General features: G+C 65.7%; 21 protein-coding genes and 1 pseudogene. 10 read left to right on the top strand and 12 right to left on the bottom strand.

The features are described 5' to 3' along the window. Positions 1–27 precede the first annotated feature (27 nt). The gene (locus SLQ30_RS26925) at positions 28–924 is read right to left on the bottom strand and encodes an alpha/beta fold hydrolase (protein ID WP_319449860.1); all 897 of its coding nucleotides are present in this window, start codon (positions 922–924) and stop codon (positions 28–30) included. Positions 925–1077: 153 nt separating this feature from the next. Here SLQ30_RS26925 and SLQ30_RS26920 point away from each other — a divergent pair, with 153 nt between their 5' ends. Then, positions 1078–1317, top strand: a complete 240-nt coding sequence (locus SLQ30_RS26920; protein WP_319449859.1) for a sigma factor-like helix-turn-helix DNA-binding protein — start codon at positions 1078–1080, stop codon at positions 1315–1317. Here the strand turns inward: SLQ30_RS26920 and SLQ30_RS26915 are convergent. Then, positions 1314–2342: an alcohol dehydrogenase catalytic domain-containing protein gene (locus tag SLQ30_RS26915; protein WP_319449858.1), complete on the bottom strand. Its 1029-nt coding sequence runs from the start codon at positions 2340–2342 to the stop codon at positions 1314–1316. The genes SLQ30_RS26920 and SLQ30_RS26915 overlap by 4 nt on opposite strands. Before the next feature lie 83 nt (positions 2343–2425). Between SLQ30_RS26915 and SLQ30_RS26910 the strand changes: the two genes are divergently transcribed. Further along, positions 2426–4411: an NAD(P)/FAD-dependent oxidoreductase gene (locus SLQ30_RS26910; protein WP_319449857.1), complete on the top strand. Its 1986-nt coding sequence runs from the start codon at positions 2426–2428 to the stop codon at positions 4409–4411. 1 nt (position 4412) lies between these two features. After that, the gene (locus tag SLQ30_RS26905; protein ID WP_319449856.1) at positions 4413–5195 is read left to right on the top strand and encodes an SDR family oxidoreductase; all 783 of its coding nucleotides are present in this window, start codon (positions 4413–4415) and stop codon (positions 5193–5195) included. 106 nt (positions 5196–5301) lie between these two features. On the opposite strand, the gene SLQ30_RS26900 is transcribed toward SLQ30_RS26905, so the two are convergent. The 3 genes from SLQ30_RS26900 to SLQ30_RS26890 all read right to left on the bottom strand — a co-directional run bounded on the left by SLQ30_RS26900 (position 5302) and on the right by SLQ30_RS26890 (position 8940). After that, positions 5302–6717, bottom strand: a complete 1416-nt coding sequence (locus tag SLQ30_RS26900; RefSeq protein ID WP_319449855.1) for an NAD-dependent succinate-semialdehyde dehydrogenase — start codon at positions 6715–6717, stop codon at positions 5302–5304. Positions 6718–6873: 156 nt separating this feature from the next. Continuing rightward, positions 6874–8025 carry a hypothetical protein gene (locus SLQ30_RS26895; RefSeq protein WP_319458346.1) on the bottom strand — a complete coding sequence of 384 codons (1152 nt, stop codon included), beginning with the start codon at positions 8023–8025 and terminating at the stop codon, positions 6874–6876. A 6-nt stretch (positions 8026–8031) separates the two neighbouring features. Then, positions 8032–8940, bottom strand: a complete 909-nt coding sequence (locus tag SLQ30_RS26890) for a metal-dependent hydrolase (protein ID WP_319449853.1) — start codon at positions 8938–8940, stop codon at positions 8032–8034. Between the two features lie 89 nt (positions 8941–9029). Between SLQ30_RS26890 and SLQ30_RS26885 the strand changes: the two genes are divergently transcribed. After that, on the top strand, positions 9030–9620 hold the full coding sequence (locus SLQ30_RS26885) for a TetR/AcrR family transcriptional regulator (protein ID WP_319449852.1): 591 nt from the start codon (positions 9030–9032) through the stop codon (positions 9618–9620). On the opposite strand, the gene SLQ30_RS26880 is transcribed toward SLQ30_RS26885, so the two are convergent. Beyond that, on the bottom strand, positions 9613–10179 hold the full coding sequence (locus SLQ30_RS26880; RefSeq protein WP_319449851.1) for a TetR/AcrR family transcriptional regulator: 567 nt from the start codon (positions 10177–10179) through the stop codon (positions 9613–9615). The genes SLQ30_RS26885 and SLQ30_RS26880 overlap by 8 nt on opposite strands. 87 nt (positions 10180–10266) lie before the next feature. Between SLQ30_RS26880 and SLQ30_RS26875 the strand changes: the two genes are divergently transcribed. Together SLQ30_RS26875 and SLQ30_RS26870 are read left to right on the top strand one after the other, a co-directional pair. Continuing rightward, positions 10267–10689, top strand: a complete 423-nt coding sequence (locus tag SLQ30_RS26875) for a DUF4345 domain-containing protein (RefSeq protein WP_319449850.1) — start codon at positions 10267–10269, stop codon at positions 10687–10689. A gap of 315 nt (positions 10690–11004) precedes the next feature. Then, positions 11005–11715: a TVP38/TMEM64 family protein gene (locus tag SLQ30_RS26870; RefSeq protein ID WP_319449849.1), complete on the top strand. Its 711-nt coding sequence runs from the start codon at positions 11005–11007 to the stop codon at positions 11713–11715. A gap of 16 nt (positions 11716–11731) precedes the next feature. Here the strand turns inward: SLQ30_RS26870 and SLQ30_RS26865 are convergent, their stop codons facing one another. From SLQ30_RS26865 to SLQ30_RS26850, 4 genes are all read right to left on the bottom strand, one after another. Continuing rightward, positions 11732–12226 (bottom strand): SRPBCC family protein, encoded by a 495-nt coding sequence (locus SLQ30_RS26865; RefSeq protein WP_319449992.1) that lies wholly within the window; start codon positions 12224–12226, stop codon positions 11732–11734. Further along, a complete protein-coding gene (locus tag SLQ30_RS26860; RefSeq protein WP_319449848.1) occupies positions 12226–12855 on the bottom strand; it encodes a nitroreductase family protein in 630 nt (209 codons plus the stop codon). The genes SLQ30_RS26865 and SLQ30_RS26860 overlap by 1 nt, the downstream gene beginning before the upstream one ends. Positions 12856–12884: 29 nt before the next feature. Continuing rightward, the gene (locus tag SLQ30_RS26855) at positions 12885–13805 is read right to left on the bottom strand and encodes an alpha/beta hydrolase family esterase (protein ID WP_319449847.1); all 921 of its coding nucleotides are present in this window, start codon (positions 13803–13805) and stop codon (positions 12885–12887) included. A gap of 239 nt (positions 13806–14044) precedes the next feature. Next, complete coding sequence (locus tag SLQ30_RS26850; RefSeq protein ID WP_319449846.1) at positions 14045–14599, bottom strand: TetR/AcrR family transcriptional regulator; 555 nt, start codon at positions 14597–14599, stop codon at positions 14045–14047. Positions 14600–14794: 195 nt separating this feature from the next. Between SLQ30_RS26850 and SLQ30_RS26845 the strand changes: the two genes are divergently transcribed. After that, on the top strand, positions 14795–16012 hold the full coding sequence (locus SLQ30_RS26845) for a cytochrome P450 (RefSeq protein WP_319449845.1): 1218 nt from the start codon (positions 14795–14797) through the stop codon (positions 16010–16012). 10 nt (positions 16013–16022) lie between these two features. Then, the gene (locus tag SLQ30_RS26840) at positions 16023–17099 is read left to right on the top strand and encodes a threonine aldolase family protein (protein WP_319449844.1); all 1077 of its coding nucleotides are present in this window, start codon (positions 16023–16025) and stop codon (positions 17097–17099) included. On the opposite strand, the gene SLQ30_RS26835 is transcribed toward SLQ30_RS26840, so the two are convergent. Beyond that, entirely contained in the window at positions 17068–17655 is a 588-nt protein-coding gene (locus tag SLQ30_RS26835) for a TetR/AcrR family transcriptional regulator (RefSeq protein ID WP_319449843.1), read from the bottom strand. The genes SLQ30_RS26840 and SLQ30_RS26835 overlap by 32 nt on opposite strands. 146 nt (positions 17656–17801) lie before the next feature. Between SLQ30_RS26835 and SLQ30_RS26830 the strand changes: the two genes are divergently transcribed. After that, positions 17802–18647, top strand: coding sequence for an LLM class flavin-dependent oxidoreductase (locus tag SLQ30_RS26830; RefSeq protein ID WP_319449842.1), 846 nt, complete (start codon positions 17802–17804; stop codon positions 18645–18647). Between the two features lie 63 nt (positions 18648–18710). After that, positions 18711–19334, top strand: coding sequence for a DUF2510 domain-containing protein (locus SLQ30_RS26825; RefSeq protein WP_319449841.1), 624 nt, complete (start codon positions 18711–18713; stop codon positions 19332–19334). Positions 19335–19395: 61 nt separating this feature from the next. On the opposite strand, the pseudogene SLQ30_RS26820 reads toward SLQ30_RS26825, so the two are convergent. Further along, positions 19396–19647, bottom strand: a pseudogene (locus tag SLQ30_RS26820) (nitroreductase/quinone reductase family protein); the annotation flags it as partial. Positions 19648–19747: the final 100 nt, after the last annotated feature.

The following is a 19747-nucleotide window of genomic DNA, read 5'->3' as shown; positions in this document are numbered from 1 at the left end:
TCGTTTCCCTCGGTGCTTTCGTTCACGCTAAGCGGAGAGGTAGCGCTCGATCGTCGCGGTCACCAGATCCGGTCGGTCGAGGTGCATGAAATGTCCTGCGGCAGGGATGACTTCGTGATGACTCCCTGCGGGAAGCGCTTCTGCGCTGATGGTGGCGAGTCGGACGTCGATGGCCCCGTCGAGCTCCCCGTGCAGAAGCAGCACCGGTATCCGAGGAAGCCCGGAGTCCCAGCCCTCGTGCAGCGCGCGGTATTCGGGCGCTGGTTTGCCGGGCCGGGCCTGGTGGCGGTAGTAGGAGACGGCCGCCGTGCGATGGGCGAGGTCGGGCAGCGCGTCCCACAGCCGCGCCAAGTCGCCACCGGCCTGGTATCCGGGCGGACACCAGTCCCGCCACAGCCTCGGAATGACGCGTCCCAGGGTGCGATCCGAGAGACCCGGAAGCTGCTGATACACCACGTACCAACTCATCCGCGCTTGCCTGGGCATGCGTCGCAGGATCCGGCCGGCCACCTGCTTGCCGAACCCGGGCAAGAAGGGCACCCCCATCGTCACCGACTTGGTGAACGGCGAATCTGCATGTGCGGCAAGGGCACTGGCGGTCATGCCGCCCCAGTCGTGCCCGATCACCGCGGCGTCGGAGCCGCCGCCTAGCTCGCGGTGCAAAGCGATCGCGTCGTACATCAGTGCGCCGATGTGGTAGTCGCCGTCGGCGGGGATCGCTGTCGGTGCGTATCCGCGGCTGAACGGGGCCACCACTCGGAAGCCCTTCGCAGCCAACGCGGGGCCGAAGTGCCGCCACGTCCACGCCGTGTCCGGATATCCGTGCAGGCATAACGCGAGCCGACCGTCGGGTGGCCCCCAGGCCAGCGCCGACACGCGTAGGTGCGGGAGATCGATCGTCAGAACTTCCGCAGCGTCGGTCACCCCACTAGTTTCCCCGACGGCGGGTTCCCATGGTGGCCGTTTTGGCGCGCGGGAGACGTCCCAGCGTCGGTTCAGCGCACCTTCAGCTGACTAACAGCAGCAATAGCAGCTAGCTGCAATGACGTGTGCCGTCCGAGTAGGCACCTTGGAGCTATGAGGGTGCCCCGATGGTCGGCCGGGGACAATCGACGCGGTCCGCAGCAGGATCGACGACGCGTCATCGAGGCATTGACGCTGTTGCCTGCCGAGGAGCGGGAAATACTCCTGCGCGCGCACTATTGGGGCTGGCCCGTCGAGCGCATTGCCCGCCACTTCGAGATTCCCGACGATCTCGTCAAGCTCCGGTTACACGAAGCCCTTGAAAGGCTTCGTGCCTTTGAAGGACGTCGCTAGGTGGTCAGCATCACCTTCACGCAATCGGGGCTGCGAGCGGCGACCAGCGAATACGCGGCCGGCGCCTCCTCCAGCGGAAGCTGGTGGGTGAATATGCCTGTGGTGTCCAACTTTTCGGTGCGCACCAGCGGAACCACTTCGCGCCACGCGCTCTGCACTGCCGCCATCGACATCCGCAGCGTGATCGACTTGAACACTCCCGTCAGGATCGGCATCGGGTAGGGATTCAAGTCGTGTACGCCGACGACTGAAACGGTCCCGCCTGCCTTCACACTCGCGAACGCCGAGTCGAGCGAACGATCCGTTGCCACCGCATCGATGACCACGTCGACTCCGCGTCCGCCCGTCGCCTGCAGCACCTCGGCGACCGTGTCATCACCGACGGCGGTACCCCCGAACCCGACCGCGCGGTCCCGCCGACCCGCGACGGGGTCGTACACGTAAACCGTTGCGGCGCCCAGCACGAGCGCACACTTGACCGCACACAACCCGACCGCACCCAGACCCACCACGAGCACCGACTTCCCGGGGCTGACGTCACCCCGACGTGCGGCCGTCCACGCGGTCGTGAGGTTGTCGGTCAGCAGCAGTGCGGCCTCGTCGCCGACGTCGTCGGAAAGCGCCATCAGGTTCGCATCGGCCCCAGGCACCGCCAACAGTTCCGCCTGTCCTCCGCCGAGGCCAGCGCCGAACCCGAAGATCGTCGAACCGCTGTCGCAGATCGCCGGGTCGCCCACCCCGCATCCAGCACAGTGCCCACAACCGGTGATGCAGGAGACCATCACGCGCTGCCCGATGGCGAATCTATTTACTGCACTGCCTAATTCGACGATGGTGCCCACGGCCTCATGGCCGATCGACAGGCCGTCGACCGATGGCAGGTCCCCGTCGAAGAAGTGCATGTCGGAACCGCAGATGGCCGCGGCCTCGACCTTGACGACCGCCCCGAACGGACCGGGTAGCGCGGGATCGGGAAGTTCGTCGACGCGCACGGCGCCCTGACTATCCATCACCACTGCGCGCACGAGGCCTCCTTCACGTCGGGTCGGGCTGATGCTAACGTGCGAGTAGACGCATTTTGCAATCTGTCTACTCGCGCGGAGGAACAATGACGTCGCCCATCGCGAGCTCTGCCCAGGCTGTCACGGACACGGCTCGATTGTTGGGGCTTCCGTTCGACGACTCCGACGACGTCATCCGAGCCGCCGTCGCGGAGGCAAGCGTTCCTGCACTGCTGATGTCGATGGTCCACATGACCGGCGACATGGGCCTGCTCGACGAGCTTCCGCGGCCGTTCATGCTCATCGCGATGGACCTGCAGGGCGCGATGAGCGAGCCCGACAAGGAGGCGGTGCGCGAGCGCGCCTTCGACGTGATCCGCGACTACCGCGACCGCGGCTGCCCGACGCCGTTCATCCCGGACGCCGAACAGATGCGGGTCATGTTCGACGTGATGTCCGCCGGAGCGGTCAGCGCTGAGCACGTCGACTACGTTGCCGCGGACCTGCGGTTCAGCGATGCCGATCAGGCCGGGCCGGTGTTGGCATCGTCGGCCGAACAGCGCAGCGACTTCCCCGTCGTCGTCATCGGGTGCGGTGAAGCTGGATTGTTGGCAGGCATCAAGCTCAAGGCAGCTGGCGTGCCGTTCACGATCATCGAGAAGCAGTCAGGGGTTGGCGGCACGTGGTTGGCCAACCGCTATCCGGGTTGCCGCGTAGACATCGCAAACCAGTACTACGCCTATTCGTTCGAGCCGACTGACCACTGGACGCACTACTTCGCTGAACAACCCGAGCTCCTGCGGTACCTCAATGACGTTGCGGCGCGGTACGACATCACCCCGGACGTGCGGTTCGACACCCAGGCGACGGGCGCCGTCTGGGACGAAGACTCCGCGATCTGGCGTGTGACGATTCGCGGGGCCGACGGCATCCAGGAGACGTTGACTGCGCGCGCGCTGATCTGCGCGGTCGGCCAGTTCACCAACTCGGTGATTCCGAACATCAAGGGCGCCAAGGAGTTCCGCGGACCGTCGTTTCATACCGCGGATTGGCGCGACGACGTCGACCTGACGGGCAAACGGGTCGCGGTCATCGGCGCAGGCGCCAGCGGGTTCCAACTCGTGCCCGCCATCGCCGACGCGACCCGACACATCGACGTGTACCAGCGCACGCCGCAATGGATGGCGCCCAATCCCATGTACCACGACGCCATCCCCGACGCGGCCAGGTGGGCGATCCGCCACCTGCCCTACTACGGGCGGTGGCTGCGGTTCGTGTCGTGGTGGCCCATCGCCGATGCGCTCGACGAGCAGGTGCGCATCGACCCGGACTGGGACGACGGCGGGCTCTCGAGCAGCGCGTCGAACCACGCGATCCGGGACATCTTCATCGCGTGGATGCGGTTCTTCTGCACCGACGAAGACCTGCTGGCGAAGGTCACCCCGAACTACCCCCCGATGGGCAAACGGACATTGCAGGACAACGGAACCTGGCTCACCACACTGCAACGCGACGACGTCCAACTGATCAACGACGGCATCGCCGAGGTCACCGCGGACGGCGTGACGACCGTCGACGGCGTGCATCGCTCCGCCGACGTACTGGTGTGGGCCACCGGGTTCGACGTCAACCACCAACTCGGCCCCATCAACGTGCGTGGGCGCGACGGGCGAGAACTAAACGACACCTGGGGCGACTCCGCGTACGCCTATCTCGGCGTCACCGTGCCGGACTTCCCGAACTTCTTCTGCATGTTCGGTCCCGGCACCAACGCCGTCAACGGGGCCAGCATCATCTACAACTCCGAGTGCCAGATGCGCTACATCTTGGGTTGCATCGACATGGTCCTCGCCGGCGGCCACGACTCGGCCACGGTGCGCGCGGACGTGTGCGACGACTACAACCGCCGCGCGCAGGAGCGACTGAAGCAGATGGTGTACACCCATCCGGCCGTCACCAGCAGCTACTACAAGAACGCCGCAGGCGACGTCCCAACGCTGTACGGGTTCCGCATCTTCGACTATTGGCGGTGGACCAACCGTCCGGACGCGCAAGACTACGAGTTGCGGCGTAGGCCGCACGAACAGGAGTGAAATGACGGGACGGTTGGCGGGGAAGGTGGCGCTGGTCAGCGGGGGCGCGCGTGGAATGGGCTCCTCGCACGTGCGCGCGCTGGTGGCCGAAGGAGCGAAGGTGGTCTTCGGCGACATCCTCGACGCCGAGGGTGAGTTGGTGGCCAACGCAGTCGGGGATGCGACGCGCTACGTCCATCTCGACGTCACCAAGCCCGACGACTGGACGGCAGCCGTCGCCACCGCGAACTCCGAGTTCGGCGGCGTCGACATCCTGGTCAACAATGCCGGGATCATCAACATCGGCACCATCGAAGACTACGAATTGTCGGAATGGCAAAGGATTCTCGACATCAACCTGACGGGGGTCTTCCTCGGCATTCGCGCGGTCGTGCCGACGATGAAGGCGGCCGCGCGCGGCTCCATCATCAACATCTCGTCGATCGAGGGCCTGGCCGGCACCATCGCATGCCACGGCTACACAGCCAGCAAGTTCGCCGTCCGCGGCCTGACCAAGTCGACGGCACTGGAATTGGGCCCCAGCGGAATCCGGGTCAATTCGATCCATCCGGGGCTCATCAAGACTCCCATGACCGAGTGGGTGCCCGAGGACATCTTCCAGACCGCCCTGGGCCGCGCGGCTGAACCGGTAGAGGTCTCCAATCTGGTGGTCTACCTTGCCAGCGACGAGTCCAGCTACTCGACCGGCTCGGAGTTCGTCGTCGACGGCGGTTGCACTTCAGGCTTGGGCCACAAGGACTTCGGTGCCGTCGATGTGGACCAGCAGCCCGACTGGGTCACCTAATTCATACCTGAAGTCGGTCGATCCCGAACTCCGCAAGGCGGAGCGTGCTACCGCGGACCTACGCGTTGCATCGTGGACTGGGCCGCACTCGTCGACGCGCCCTAAGTCAGTCGGCCACGTAGTACAGCCGCTTGTTGACGAATTCGTCCATCCCGAGCGGGCCCAACTCACGACCGAAGCCGCTGCGCTTCACGCCGCCGAACGGCACCTCTTGCCCTTCGTTGGCGGGGGCGTTGACATTGGACATGCCCGACTCGAGCCGCTGCGCGATCTTCTCCGCGCGCGCCTTGTCGGTGCTGAACACCGCGCCACCCAGGCCGTAGTCGGAGTCGTTGGCCAGGGTCAACGCCTCCTCGTCGCTGGTGACGGAGTACACCACCGCGACGGGACCGAACAACTCTTCGCGATACGCACGCATCTCGGGCGTGATGCCCGTCAACACCGCAGGCGAGTAGTACGCGGCCGGACCGTCTGCGAGCACACCGCCGGCGTGCAGTGTCGCGCCCTTGGCGACGGCGTCCTGGACCTGCTCGTGCAAGATTTCGGCGGCCTTGCGCGACGACAGCGGTGCGAAGGTTCCGTCGGCCGCTTCGGCCGGGTCGCCTGGCTTCAGGTCCTTCGCGCGTTCGACGAGCCGCCCTACGAAGCCGTCGTAGATGTCGCTCGTCACGATCATCCGCTTGTTCGAGTTGCACGCTTGCCCGGTGTTGCCAATCCTGGTGTCCCACGCCAGATCTGCTGACGCGTCCACGTCTTCCGAGTCGAGCACCACGTACGCGTCGGACCCGCCGAGCTCCAGCACGCACTTCTTGAGATTCTTACCCGCGATGGCCGCCACCACCGCGCCGGCCCGTTCCGAGCCGGTCAACGAGACGCCGACGATACGGCGGTCGCCGATGACCTGTTCGATCTGGTCGTAGGACGCGAAGAGGTTCTGATACACACCTGACGGCACCCCGGCCTGGTCCATGAGCTCCTGGACGGCCAGCGCCGACTTCGGCACGGATTCGGCATGCTTGAGGATTATCGTGTTGCCCAACACCAGGTTTGGTGCAGCGAATCGGGCGATCTGATAGAACGGGTAGTTCCACGGCATGATGCCAAGCAGGGGGCCGATCGGGAGCTTCTGTACGTAGGCCTTGCCATCGGCGAAGGTCTTGATCTCCTGGGCGGACGCCAGCCCCGGCCCCTCCGTGGCGAAGTAGCCGAAGATGTCGCCGCAGAAGTCGGCCTCACCGACCGCCTCCGGAAGCGGCTTGCCCATCTCCTCCGTCGCGATGGCGCCGAGCCGGTCGGCGTGCTCCTTGAACAGCTCCGCCACCCGCGAAACGACCTTCGCCCGCTCGGCGATCGGCACGTCCCGCCACGCGCGGTAGGCCTCCGCGGAGGCTGCCAGCTTCGCCTCCAACTCGGCGTCGGTGGCGAAGTCGAACTTCTCGCCGACCTCGCCGGTGGCTGGATTGACGACCTGGTACTTGGGTTGGGCCGAGGACGCGGGCTTGGTAGACACGGTCGCGGTCATGTGGGACCTCCCTAGACGTTGGACCTCCAATCTAATCACCAGCAGCGCCACAGGATCGCCGGTCCGACGACTCCGCCCAGGGCGGATCCGGTCGTGCGGATTCAGTACGTTGCTGAACCCGCGGCGCCTGGTCGTCGGGTCACCGCGTCCGCATTGCTACGCGCGATCGAGGTGATGTTCGCGTACGGATTGCGGTCTCGCCGCCTTCGGTGGCATGGCGACGGCGGCGACCGCCAACGCGGCGAGTACGAAGGACGCACCGGCGTACCAGCCATTGCCGATCGGCGTGCCGTCGCGGGTCACCCCGTCGACGGCGCCGAAGTACTGCGGGAGCGCGCTGACCCAGAGTGCGGCCAGCACGCCGAGATAGAGCGGACCGAACACGCGCACGAACCCGTTGGGAAGCTCGACACCGGTGGGCGATCCGCTCCGAGCCAGTCGCCACTGGCGAAGCAGTATCGGGGCGGCGATTGCCGTGACGATCGACAACTCCACGGCGTAGACGATGCCCTGAGCGGTGGTGTTCGGTGCGGCGCCACCGAACACCGACGACGGGATGCTCAGCACCACGACCCCGGCCGGCACCAATGCGCCGACGGCCAGCGTGCGCCCGACCAGGGAAAACGCTCCGAAGCTCTTGCCGCGCTGCACTTTCCGATCGACAAGAAGCTGGGCAAGCAGTACCGTGACCAAAGGGCCGATGGTGGCAAAGATGACGACGCTGCTCATGGGAACCGACGCGAGAAAGGGGTGGTTGATCGGATTCCCGGTGTTCCACGCCCACCACCGCAGCTGCGGACCGAGTTGGTCGAAGACCTCGTAGAGGCAGTGGTGGACGAAGGCGACGCAGATCGCGCCGACGACGATGCCACGATCCCGGAAGACGCCTAGCGCGCGCACGATCTCGTAAGCCAACATCATCACAGCCGGATAGAGCGCCACGATGTACAGCGGCAGCCGCTCGAACAGGAACTGCACCGTGAACGCGTTGTGCGCGAACACGACTCCGACTTGGTCTTCGATGCCGAAGACATCGGGGAAGTACAGCGGCGGCTCGATCACCAGCAGGTAGACCGTCGTGCCGAACCAGAGCACCAGATTGGTCGGATCGCCTGCGCGGCGCAGTCGGCGGATGGCCCACCACAGCGCTGCCACCGCGACGGTCACCATCATCAATTCGAGTATCGGCAACGTCCAGTTCGACAATCCGAACGGATTGCGGAGGTGAATGACCGCTGGAGCGTCCCGGCAGGTGAAGTTGCCGAGCTGGCCCGCGATGCGGTCAAAGGTCTCGTTGCATTGCGGCATGCCGGTTCAGCCGGCGAGCTCGGCCGAATACCACCGGGTGACGTCGCCGCCGCGGTCCCAGCGCTCGAACCAGCGGTCGGCGAACGCGGGCAGTGGCTCGTGCACAGGATCGTGGAATGGAGTCTGGCTCAACAAGACCCGCCGCGTCGTCGTGAACATTTCCTTGCGAGGGATACCCGCGAAGGCCCGCGGCGTCGCCTCAGCCGACCGGCCCAACTTGCGGCGCAGGGTGTCCTGCAATCCGTACAGCGGCAGCATCATGCGGGCATCGATGGTGCGCTCGGCCGGTGGCACGTGCGCGTTGACTCCCTCGACGATGATGTTCATCACCTCCATCAAGTGCTTCACGATGCCCGGCAGCGCCCTGGTGCGGTACCACCGGCGACCGACCACCGCGTCGTAAATGACCAGGGCCGAACTGCGGTGCTCGACCTCTTCGACGAAGTGCCACACCAGAAGTGAGGCCACCCGGTCGTCGCCGGGCCGAAAGAGTGTCGCCTCGTTGTCGAGCAGCATCTTGAAGAACGGCGTGAACGTCGCTTCCAGGTCGGCGACATAGGCCAGGCGGAAGGGCAGTGGCGTCGTCGCGGTGACGTGGTCGTAGCTGGCAACGGCCGCGTCGAACGTCTGCTGCAGGCCCGGATAGCGCTTGATCAATGCGGTGACGTGCTTGCGGTGCGAGCTGGAGTGCTGGGCTTCCTGCCGCAGGAACGCTGTCGCCTCGGCCGCCACCGCCGGATCGGTGATCAGCGGCTTGGCCTCCTGAACTGCGGCGACGATCATCTGCTCGAAGCAGATCGCGATGATCGACGTCGCGTTCATGAAGAGCGAGAACGCGGGATTCTGCGGATTCCACTGCCAAGGCACGTCATCGGTGAAGTCGAACTTGGGTCGACGAACGGTCAACTCGGTCACTACGTCCTCCGCGAGTCAGTCATTACACACAAAAGGTGTATGTGTATCTTCTGATACTGACCCCAACCTCGTGAAAGAGTCAAGGCCCTATGGGACGCAAGGGTTGGGCGGGCGCTCCGCCCTCCGACGACGATGAAGCGCGCAAGCGAATCATCGATGCGACGCTGACCATGGTCGACGTGCGCGGGGCAGAGCAGACCACACTGTCCGACGTCGCGGCCTCACTCGGCATCACCAGGCGCACCGTGTACCGCTACTTCGCAGGCACCGAAGAACTTTTCACTGCGGTGGCGGACGTCGCACTGGCCAGTTTCGTCGCCCATATCGAGGCCATCACCGCCGACATGGACGTCAGCAGCCAATTGGTCGAGGTGATGGCATACATCATCGAAAGGCTGCCGCACGAGCCGCAACTGGCGCTGTTGCTCGCCAACGACCGCACCAACATGTTCAGCCGGACCATGCTGACCCCCGATGTCATCGCGCGCTGCCGGTCCATGCTCCAACATACCCACATTGACTGGGCCGCACTAGATTTCGATGAACATACCATTGACGAACTGGTTGAGTTCCTGCTGCGCAACATCCAGTCGATGGTCATCGCGCCCAGTACGCCGCCGCGGTCGGGCGAAGCGTTGCGCGCCTATCTACGCCGCTGGATCGGTCCTGCGCTCAGCTAAGCAGACCCGACAATGCCTTCAGGCACAACTCGATCGCTTCACGACGAGAGAGCTCCCGGCGCTCGAGCCACTCGATGGCGACCTCGCGCACGAAGGCAATCCATCCGACCAGTCCCGCCGCGGCGATCGCCCTGGCGTGGCCCGTCAACCCAGCGGCGTCGAGCAGTCGGTGGCGCATGGTCTCGAGGTCATCGCTAATGGGCGCTCGTACAACAGGATCCAGGGCAATGCTGCTGCGGTTGGCCAGGAACACCAGCGGAGCGTTCTGTTCGTAGAACTCGAAGTGGACCGTCAGCGCCCGCCGCACCTGATCCATCAGCGGCGCCGAATCGTCGAACGTCGCCGACTTCAACAGTTCGTCGTGCGCCCGCTTCCAGATCGCGCCGAACAGTTCCTTCTTGCTGGGAAAGTAGTGATAGACGAGCGCGCGCGAGACGTCGGCGCGTTCGGCGACGTCCTCCATCGAGACGTCGTCGAACGGCTGTGCCGCAAACATGGCGGAACCGACGTCCAGCAGTTGATCACGGCGCTGGCTCGGCGTCATCCTGCTGCGCGGCACCCACCGACTGTAACCACCCACTTGACCGGCTGGGTCGAAGCGGCGTACGTTCGAGGCTTATTGGACGTTATCTAATTAGGCGGTGACATGCGCGTACTGGTACAAGGCTGGTTAACGATTTTTGGACTCGTCTGCCTCGCAATTGCCTTGGCACACCTGTTCATTGGCTCGGCCAGCATCATCGGCGGGGGCCGGGTCAACGCGACGATCGATAGCGACATGCGCTTCTATGCGGTGCTGTTCGCCGCGTTCGGAGTTGGATTCATGTGGGCGGCAAAGGACTTGGACCGCCGTGCGCCAGTGGTCAACCTTCTGGGCCTGATCTTCTTCGTGGGCGGCCTGGCGCGGCTGCTCGCCTGGGCGCAGACCGGAACGCCGAACTGGTTCTACCTGGTGATGATCCCCGTCGAGCTGGTGATCCCGATCGTCAACTGGATGCTGCTTACTGGGGTTCGACGTTCGACGCCAGCTGCGCCGAGCGGGCTCTTCACGTCGTCGACGAACGCCTGATCCACGCGACCGACTTCCGGGCCAAAAGAAGCCGCGTGCGCTTTGGGCGCCAGGCTCATCAGACCGGCGACGCCAATGGCACCCAGACACACGGCAGCGAGCATGCCGCGTACCCGTCGGGCGGGCATCTGTGGCACGTGAGTGGTCATGGTGAGTCTCCTACGTCGTCGCGCCCGGATGGCCGCTGATGCCTAGAACTTCCGCGACCGCGACATAAATTCCATCGGGCGGAGGAAACCCCGCCAATCCGGCTGGCGGCCCCGACTGATACCGGCTACCCGGAAGCACACGCGATGCGGGAGGATTGCCCGCACCATGACCGAGCACGACGGTTCGCCCCCGACCAGCAGACGCCGCCACGTCGTGCGGCTTGCCGTCTTCGTCGCGTTCCTGCTTGGCCTGTTCTACCTGTTCGCCGTCGCGCGGATCGTCGACGTCGACGACGTTCGGCGCGCGGTGGCGGCGACGGGTCCCTTTGCCCCGCTGACGTACGTCGCGGTGTCGGCCACGCTCGGCGCGATCCTGGTCCCCGGCCCGATCCTGGCGGCCGGAAGTGGCGTGCTCTTCGGGCCGCTGCTCGGTACGTTCGTCACGCTGGGGTCGGCGGTCGGCACCGCGGTCATCACCAGCCTCATCGGGCGGCGGGCGGGCCGAGAAAGCGCACGCGGACTGCTCGGCGCCAAGCGCGCCGATCGCCTCGACGCGCAGATTCAGCGCGGTGGCCTATGGGCGGTGGTCGGGCAACGCTTCGTCCCGGGGGTCTCCGATGCGTTGGCCTCCTACGCGTTCGGCGCATTCGGAGTTCCGGTGTGGCAGATGGCCGTCGGGGCCTTCATCGGCGCCGCCCCGCGCGCATTCGTCTATACCGCGCTTGGTGCGTCGATAGGAAATCTGTCGGCGCCGTTGGCATACAGCGCCATCGCGGTGTGGTGTGTGACCGCCATCATCGGCGCATTCGCCGCACGCCACGGGTACCGCCGATGGCGAGGCCGCGCGACACCCGAAGAAGCCGCACCCAGCGAATGACGGCTACCCGTCGACCTCACGACAGCCTCCTCGTCGATCCGGCAAACCCGAGCGCGTGTTCGTACGTGGACAGGTTGTCGCGCGAAATCATCGCGTGCACACGGCGTTCGAACAGCGCGCGCATCACCGGGTGGTACGCGTGGTACGTCTCGTGGAACACCAGCAGCGTCGTGCCGTCGGCTTGTTCGTCCAGTTTGTGGTAGCCCTCGGCGCGCGACCACAGCGGCTTGCCGATGGAGACATACCGCGACAGCCTGTCGAGCTTGGCCTCGGTAACGACCTCCCACGACCGCGCCTTGCCCCCGGACAGCAGGTACCTCGGCACGGCGAACTCGCATGTACGCACCAGGCCTTCACCGGCCTCGTTGCCCTCGTGGAGGATCTCGATGCGCCCTGCCGGAAATTCGATGACCCGAGGCGGCCGCGAACCTTCTGGTGGCCGCGGATGCAGTACCCGCCAGACCCTGTGGACGGGCGCGTCGACGCTGAATGTCACTGTGTAGGACTGCATTACCCGCTGTCCCAGGTATTCCACGACGTGATGGTCTCGGCAGGCGGACGAACAGCCGGCTTGAAGTCGGTGCCGACGGTGTAGGCGACGGGGAACAGCGCCGCCTGCGTGACGGACTCCGGGATACCAAGTAGCTCTGCGACGTCGCGTTCCCTGGCCAAGTGCAGCGTGGTCCACACCGAACCGAGTCCGCGGGAGCGCAGCGCGAGCAGAAAGCTCCACGCCGCGGGGAGAATCGACCCCCACGCAGCCGCCGCGACCATCAGTGGTGCGTCGTCGAAACGTCGTTCGATACAAGGAATTACGAACACCGGGACGTCGGCAAGAATCCCGGTCAACGACTGCGCGCTCTCGTACACGCGGCGGGTCTGCGGATCCGTGGCTGCGGCGGCGGCTTGCACCAGGTAGTCACCCGCGAGCTGGCGATATATCTCGGCGATCGCGGCCCGTTTTCCCTCGTCGGTGACCACCATCCAGCGCCAGTTCTGGTCGTTGCTGGCCGTCGGAGCCTGCATGGCCAACTGGAGGCACTCGAGGATCACGTCGCGTTCGACCGCTCGATTCAAGTCGAGCCTGCGCCGTACCGCCCTTGTGGTCGACAGCAATTCGTCGACTGACGAGATGTCCATCTGCGCCCTCACTCTCGGGGATTTACACCCTATCTGGCGTGCGCGAGGAAAAACTGGCCGCTCGCCAACGAGGCATTGAAGACGCCGGTGGTCAATCCGACCGAGTCGGCAGGCAGCGAGAAGGTGCCGGATGGCCAGGTGTGGCCGCCGCCGTCGACCTGGAGGAAGACGGCGTCGGTTCCGCCAGCGCATCCGACCCCGGTGAAGCGGTGCACGGACGTGCCGTCACCCTTGGCGGGCAGGACATCCTCCACTGGCGGGTTCGAGCACCCATCCAGGTCACGCCAGCGGGATGCCATCGCCGGCGCCGCCACGATGTCACTGACTCCGCCGCTCCCGTTCATCGTCCCGCCGTAGAACGGCACGACGGGATCTGCGGTGCCGTGGGTCTCGAGGACCGCGACAGGGCGGGACGGAGCACATGGCACGCCAGAGCCGAGCGTGCCGGCCACGGGCGCCACGGCGGAGACGACGTCGGCGCGGTCACACGCCAGCCGGTTGGCCATGAACGCACCCGCCGAGATTCCGGTGACGAGGACTCGGCCGGGCGCGATGCCGTAGTCGTGCGAGAGCCGGTCGACGAGTGCCACCAGGAAGCCGACGTCGTCGATACCGCGGCGGTCAGCCGCAGATGCGCCACGTCCGTCGGCCCAGGTCTGGTCGACGCCGTCGGGATACGCCACCACGAGTCCAAGCTGATCGGCGACCCAGTTGTAGTTCGTCAATCCAGCCTGCGTGCTTCCGTTCTGCCCGGAACCATGCAGGTTCAGCACCAAGCCAGCGGGCTGGTCGAGCCCGCCGGGCACGTGCAACTGATAGGTGCGCTGCAGGCCCCCGAACGCCACCTCCCCCCTGGAATCCCCGCCGGGACTGGCCGATGCCTGCGCGCCGAACGAGGCGCAGAGGCCGAGCAGCACGGCCGCAAAGGCGGTGCACGAGCGGAAGTTCATCAATGGCTACTCGGAATCTCGGTCGGGTGCGGTGTCGGCGCTGCAGTATCAGCAATGAATCTGGACAGCAGGTAAACAGTGCCTACCCAGTTAGGTCCATGGTGGGGTTTCATGAAAAAGACCGATCGCGGGCGCCGAATTCCGGGGGGTGAACTGGCGACCGCGATCGGTCACCCAGAAAGCTACCGAGTGAACCTGTGATTTTTGTGTGGGCCGGCTGTGCAAATGATCCCCACCGGCTACGCCGATGGCTCGAATGCAGGTGCGACGAAGCGCTGCAACATCTCTCGCTCCACTGCACTGTCGCCGACGGGCAGGTAGACCATCGATATCACCAGGTGGACGATCCACTTCGCGGCCGCAGGATCGTCGGCCGCGATCCCGGTCAACTCGGTCGCCAGTGTGGCCATTGCCAAGGAAGTGGGAACTTCGGATTGATGCGGAAGGGTCGACCGGCTGATCATCAGCTGCCCGAGCGGGTCGGACCGGATCTCTTCCAGCGCCACTGCGATCGCCGTGACGACCCGATCCGGGCCACTCATGCCCTCGACCGTGCGCCGAACCGTGTCGACGATGCGCGCTGCGGCGCGGGTCAGCACGCCATCGCGAATCTCGGCCTTGCCGCCGACGTGGCGATAGATGGTTGCGCGCGAGCAATGCGCCCGAGCGGCCAGGGAGTCGATGTCGAAGGCGGCGAGGCCGTCCTGCGCGATGAGCTCGGTGGCAATTTCATAGATGCGCTCGGCGGCGACCGCACGCCGATCTCCACCGACCAGCCAGTCGTCCCTAGTCACCGTTCGAGCTTTCCACGTCGTGCGTCGACGAAACGTATTCTTCTCACTATGAGACGAAGTGAGGTGCCGAATCTCAGCGCACTGCAGGTCGGCGGCGCGGCGTGAGACGGCGTCCGCGGTAGCCGGTCACCTGCCGGTATTCAAGCTTTGCCGGTTGCATTGACGCGCGCCGAGCTCGGGCGTCAGCCTGTGGAGGTGACAATCGACGGCCAGCTGGGCCTTGAGCTATTCGACGACGAATGCATTCAAGACCCGTATCCGCTCTACCAACGCATGCTGGCCGCCGGAGCCGTGCACCGGATCGGCGAGTCCGGCTTCCACGCGATCTCCGGCTGGGATGCGATCACCGACGTCATCGCCCGTCCCCACGATTTCTCCGCGAACCTGACCGCGACGATGACGTACCAGCCCGGGGGCACCGTTGGCACGTTCGAGATGGGCGGGCTCGGAGATCCGATGCACGTGCTCGCTACGGCCGACGACCCGGTCCATGCGGTGCACAGAAAGACGTTGCTTCCCCAACTCGCGGCCAAGCGCATCCGCGCCGCCGAACCGTTCATCGCCGAAACCGCCGAGCAATTGTGGAACGCCAACCTGTGCGACGGGCACATCGAGTGGATGAGCGCCGTGGCCAATCGGCTTCCGATGATGATCGTCGGGCGCATCATCGGCGTGCCCGTCGAGGACACCGACAAGCTCGTGCAATGGGGGTACGGGGCGACCCAGATGGTCGAAGGACTGGTCGGCGAGGAGCAACTCGCTGCTGCCGGCGTCGCCGTCATGGAACTCGGCGGCTACATCATTGAGCAGCTCGGAAGGGCGACCGCCGACCCGCAGGATGACCTGCTCGGTGACCTCGCCAACGCGTGTGACGCCGGCGTGATCGACGAGCTGACTGCCCTGGCCATGATGGTCACGCTGTTCAGCGCAGGCGGAGAATCCACGGCCTCCCTGATCGGCTCGGCGGCGTGGATCTTGGCGACCCGTCCCGACGTCCAGCAGCAGCTCCGAGCACATCCCGAGCTTCTTGGCCCGTTTCTCGAAGAGGTGTTGCGCTACGAACCGCCGTTCCGCGGCCACTACCGACACGTTGTGCGTGACACCACCTTGGGTGGATTCGACCTCGCCGCCGGTTCGCGCGTGCTGCTGTTGTGGGGAGCCGCCAACCGCGATCCGTCGCACTTCGACGAACCCGACGAATTCCGCCTCGACCGAGGCGTTGAAGGCAAGGGGCACATCACCTTTGGCAAGGGCGCGCACTTCTGTGTCGGAGCCGCGCTCGCTCGGCTGGAAGCGAGGATCGTGCTCGCGCATCTGCTCGATCACACCTCGACGCTCGCGCCCTCCGACATCGGGCGCTGGCTGCCGAGCCTGCTCGTGCGGCGCCTGGAGCGGCTCGAGCTCAGCCTGTAAGACTGAGGGCATGGTCGAGACCCTCCACGACATCACCTACCGCGGCTTCGCGAGTGACAACTACGCAGGCGTGCACCCCGAGGTGCTAGCGGCGCTGGCCGCGGCGAACGGCGGCCACCAGGTGGCTTACGGTGCGGATGCCTACACCGCGCGGCTTCAACAAGTCGTCCGGGCCGAATTCGGCGACACCGCAGATGTTTTCCCGGTTTTCAACGGCACCGGTGCCAACGTGGTCGCGCTCACCGCAGTGCTGCCGCGCTGGGGTGCCGTCGTCGCCACGGCGACCGCGCACATCCACAGTGACGAGGGCGGCGCGCCCGAGCGGGTCAGCGGTCTCAAGCTGCTCACAGTGCCGACTCCAGACGGCAAGCTCACCCCCGACCTGATCGCGACGGAGGCCTGGGGATGGGGCGACGAACACCGCGCACAGCCGCTGGCCGTCAGCATCACCCAGACCACGGAGCTCGGCACGCTCTACACTCCGGCCGAGGTGCGGGCGATCGCCGACTTCGCACACGAGCACGGAATGGCCCTGCACATGGACGGCGCCCGGATCTGGAACGCCGCCGCCGCGCTCGGCGTACCGTTCCGCGAATTCACCAGTGCGGCAGGCGTCGACGTGCTGAGCTTCGGTGGCACGAAGAACGGGCTGCTCGGCGCGGAAGCCGTGGTCGTCATCGATCCCACCCGCGCCGAAGGCATGCTTTACCTACGGAAACTGAGCATGCAGCTCGCGAGCAAGATGCGCTTTGCGAGCGCCCAACTGCTAGCGCTCTTCGATGACGGACTTGGCCTCCGCGCGGCGGCCCACGCGAACGGCATGGCCGCGCGGTTGCGCAGCACACTCGAGGCGAGCCTCGCCGACGGCGACATCCGTGCACTCTCCTTCAGCCAGCAGTCGCAGGCGAATGCCGTCTTCGCGGTCTTGCCGAACGACGCGGCCGATCGCATCCGCGAGCGCGTGCGCTTCTACGACTGGGACCGCGCGGCCGGTGAGGTGCGCTGGATGTGTGCGTGGGACACCACCGAAGCCGACGTCGACGGGTTCGTCACCGCTATCCGCGAGGAGCTCGCAGTCCCGCGATGAGCAGTTCGACCATACGACGTGCGTCGTAGCTGGGGCTGTTGCCGCCGATGCAGAGATTGCCAACACCGCGCATCAAGACCTCGGCCTCCATGTTCGGACCAATCTCGCCGGATTCGGCTGCGGCATCGAGCAATTGAGTGCACACGGGCAGTAGGCGTTCAAGGAAGTAGGCGTGCAGAGTCTCGAAGCCTGCGTTGTCGGACCGCAGCACTGCGGCCAGTCCGTGCTTGGTGACGAGAAAGTCGACGAAGAGTTGGATCCATTGTCCCAGTGCGGCGTAAGGAGTTTCGCTGCTCGCCAGCAGCGCCGGGCCTGCCTCCGCGCATGCCTCGACCTGGTGGCGGTAGACGGCGACGATGAGATCCGCGCGCGTTGGGAAGTGCCGGTAGATCGTGCCCATTCCCACGCCGGCCATTGCCGCGATCTCGCGCACCGGGGCATCCACCCCTGACGTGACGAAGACCGCGGCCGCCGCATCGAGCAGAGTCTGCTCGTTGCGCCGGGCGTCGGCGCGTTTACGGGGGACGACAGAAGCAGGCTGCTTGCGTTCGCCCACCGCTGCCGTCCTTTCGTCGCTTGCGAAACGGAACACTGCTCCGTATGTTGAAGAGGAGCACCGTTCCGTTTAGTCAGTATGTCAGAGCGGACGGCCGACGACGAGGAGTTCCCGTGACGCAATCATCCCGTCCCAGCTTCGGAATCATGACCGCCCCAATGCAAGTCGAATACGCCGATGTGCTGCGGGTCTGGCGCGAGGCCGACACCATTCCGGAGCTCGAGCATGCGTGGCTGTTCGACCACCTGCTGCCGATCGGCGGCGATCCGAACGGGCCTATCCATGAAGGCTGGACCCTGCTATCGGCGCTCGCCGCCCAGACCCAGCGGCTGCGCCTCGGCCTCCTGGTGACCAGCAACCGGTTTCGGCCGCCAGCGATGTTGGCCAAGATCGCGGCCACCGTCGACATCGTCTCCGGCGGACGGCTCGACTTCGGGATCGGCGCAGGCTCGCGACCAAGTCACCCGCTGGCGCGCCGCGAATACGAAGCGAACGGGCTTCCCTTCCATGACTTTTCGCACTCGGTGGCGGACCTCGCCGAGGGGCTGACCGCCATCCGGCGGTTGTGGACCGAGCCTGAACCGTTCGACTTCGACGGCAACTACGTCCAACTCACCGGTGCGCTTTGCAACCCCAAGCCCGTACAACGGCCCCACCCGCCGATCATGATCGGCGGCCGCTCGGCCGCGTTGCTGCGTGTGGTCGCCAAACATGCCGACCTGTGGAACATCCCCGGTGGCGACATCGACGACGCGATCAGTCGCAGCGCGCTACTGGACCGCTACTGCGTCGAACTCGGACGTGACCCGTCCGCGATCACGCGCTCGATGTTCCTGCCGGTGTCCTACGACGACCCCGACGACACCCGGGGCGCGATCGCGCAGGCGGTCGACGCCGGGTTCTCCCACTTCGTGCTCGGGCTGGAGCCGCCCTACCCCGCTGGCGTCGCACGGTGGGTCGTCGACGAACTCGTCACGCCCCACGCCGCTTGAGCCCCAAGTCGCCGATACCATGACCGTTCACAGGCGATCGTCAGCCTGTGCACGGAGGGACATATGAGCGCACCGGGTTGGTACCCAGACCCGCAGGGATCGGGCCTTCAGCGCTACTGGGACGGATCCACCTGGAGGCCAACGCCCAAGAAGCAATCACCGTGGATGCGCCCGCCATTGATCGCCGGCCTCGCGATCGTGTGCGTGGCACTCCTGGGCGGAATCATCGCGGTGGTGAAATGGCAGGCGCCCGACCCGGTCGCAACGCCGTCGTCACCGCCAGTCGTGCCGGTGCCGACCATCGAGCGGACGCTGCCGTCGAAGCTCTCCAGGCCGGCGGTCTGTCAGGAAGCGCCCGCCCCGGCCGTCGACGCCATCAACGCCGGTTTCAACGACGGCCTACATCTCGCGGACGCCCAGTCACTCGACGGCCCGGACGGCAGCACGTTCGTAGGTGGCAACATCGTCGCTCCCGATGGCGGCCCCTGGGCCAGCTACGAAGGATGGATCTACCTAAAAGGCGTCGCGTACGCGCTGACGGAAAACGCACGTATAAGCGGCCCATTCCCTGACGGGAGGGACGTGACGTCGCTCGATTACTACGAGGACCAGTACCAGAGGCTGGCGAACTGCGTCATCAACGTGGCGCGACTGCGCGCTGGCGAGCCACCGCTACCGATGCGGTGATGCGGCGGACTGGAGCCGCCCTACCCCGCTGGCGAGGCGCAGTGGGTCGTCGACGAATTCGTCACCGCGATGTAAGCCGAAAGACGGGGATCTTCCGTCCCATGGGTGCGGTCTTGACTCGGTAGTCCGCGTAACCGGCGTAGACCTGTTCGGCCAATGCGTACAGGCGCACATATTCGTCGGGATCGGTGACCTCCGCGGCCACGAACTTCTCGCCGCCGAATTCGCACTCGGGATTCGCCTTCAAGTTGTGATACCACTGCGGGTGTTTCGGTTGTGCCGAGTTGGAGGCGATCAGGATTGGATGTCGACCGTCGCGTAATTCCCCCGGGGTGTCCGTCACGTAATTCCGCCACCCGGTGGGCCTCGGTGTAGGTCTACCGGGTGGGTTTGGTGTTGTCTACTGGCGCGCT

Origin of the sequence: Mycobacterium sp. RTGN4 (assembly GCF_033804635.1) — a bacterium.
Lineage (GTDB): Bacteria > Actinomycetota > Actinomycetes > Mycobacteriales > Mycobacteriaceae > Mycobacterium.
This window is presented reverse-complemented; position numbering and strand designations above follow the sequence as displayed.

Excerpts from the sequence above, each read along its gene's own strand:
- SLQ30_RS26885 (WP_319449852.1), top strand. The coding sequence starts at position 9,030 with ATGGGACGCAAGGGTTGGGCGGGCGCTCCGCCCTCCGACGACGATGAA.
- SLQ30_RS26905 (WP_319449856.1), top strand. The coding sequence starts at position 4,413 with ATGACGGGACGGTTGGCGGGGAAGGTGGCGCTGGTCAGCGGGGGCGCG.
- SLQ30_RS26895 (WP_319458346.1), bottom strand. The coding sequence starts at position 8,025 with ATGCCGCAATGCAACGAGACCTTTGACCGCATCGCGGGCCAGCTCGGC.
- SLQ30_RS26910 (WP_319449857.1), top strand. The coding sequence starts at position 2,426 with ATGACGTCGCCCATCGCGAGCTCTGCCCAGGCTGTCACGGACACGGCT.
- SLQ30_RS26840 (WP_319449844.1), top strand. The coding sequence starts at position 16,023 with ATGGTCGAGACCCTCCACGACATCACCTACCGCGGCTTCGCGAGTGAC.
- SLQ30_RS26875 (WP_319449850.1), top strand. The coding sequence starts at position 10,267 with ATGCGCGTACTGGTACAAGGCTGGTTAACGATTTTTGGACTCGTCTGC.
- SLQ30_RS26865 (WP_319449992.1), bottom strand. The coding sequence starts at position 12,226 with ATGCAGTCCTACACAGTGACATTCAGCGTCGACGCGCCCGTCCACAGG.
- SLQ30_RS26870 (WP_319449849.1), top strand. The coding sequence starts at position 11,005 with ATGACCGAGCACGACGGTTCGCCCCCGACCAGCAGACGCCGCCACGTC.
- SLQ30_RS26860 (WP_319449848.1), bottom strand. The coding sequence starts at position 12,855 with ATGGACATCTCGTCAGTCGACGAATTGCTGTCGACCACAAGGGCGGTA.
- SLQ30_RS26855 (WP_319449847.1), bottom strand. The coding sequence starts at position 13,805 with ATGAACTTCCGCTCGTGCACCGCCTTTGCGGCCGTGCTGCTCGGCCTC.
- SLQ30_RS26830 (WP_319449842.1), top strand. The coding sequence starts at position 17,802 with ATGACCGCCCCAATGCAAGTCGAATACGCCGATGTGCTGCGGGTCTGG.
- SLQ30_RS26900 (WP_319449855.1), bottom strand. The coding sequence starts at position 6,717 with ATGACCGCGACCGTGTCTACCAAGCCCGCGTCCTCGGCCCAACCCAAG.
- SLQ30_RS26825 (WP_319449841.1), top strand. The coding sequence starts at position 18,711 with ATGAGCGCACCGGGTTGGTACCCAGACCCGCAGGGATCGGGCCTTCAG.
- SLQ30_RS26920 (WP_319449859.1), top strand. The coding sequence starts at position 1,078 with ATGAGGGTGCCCCGATGGTCGGCCGGGGACAATCGACGCGGTCCGCAG.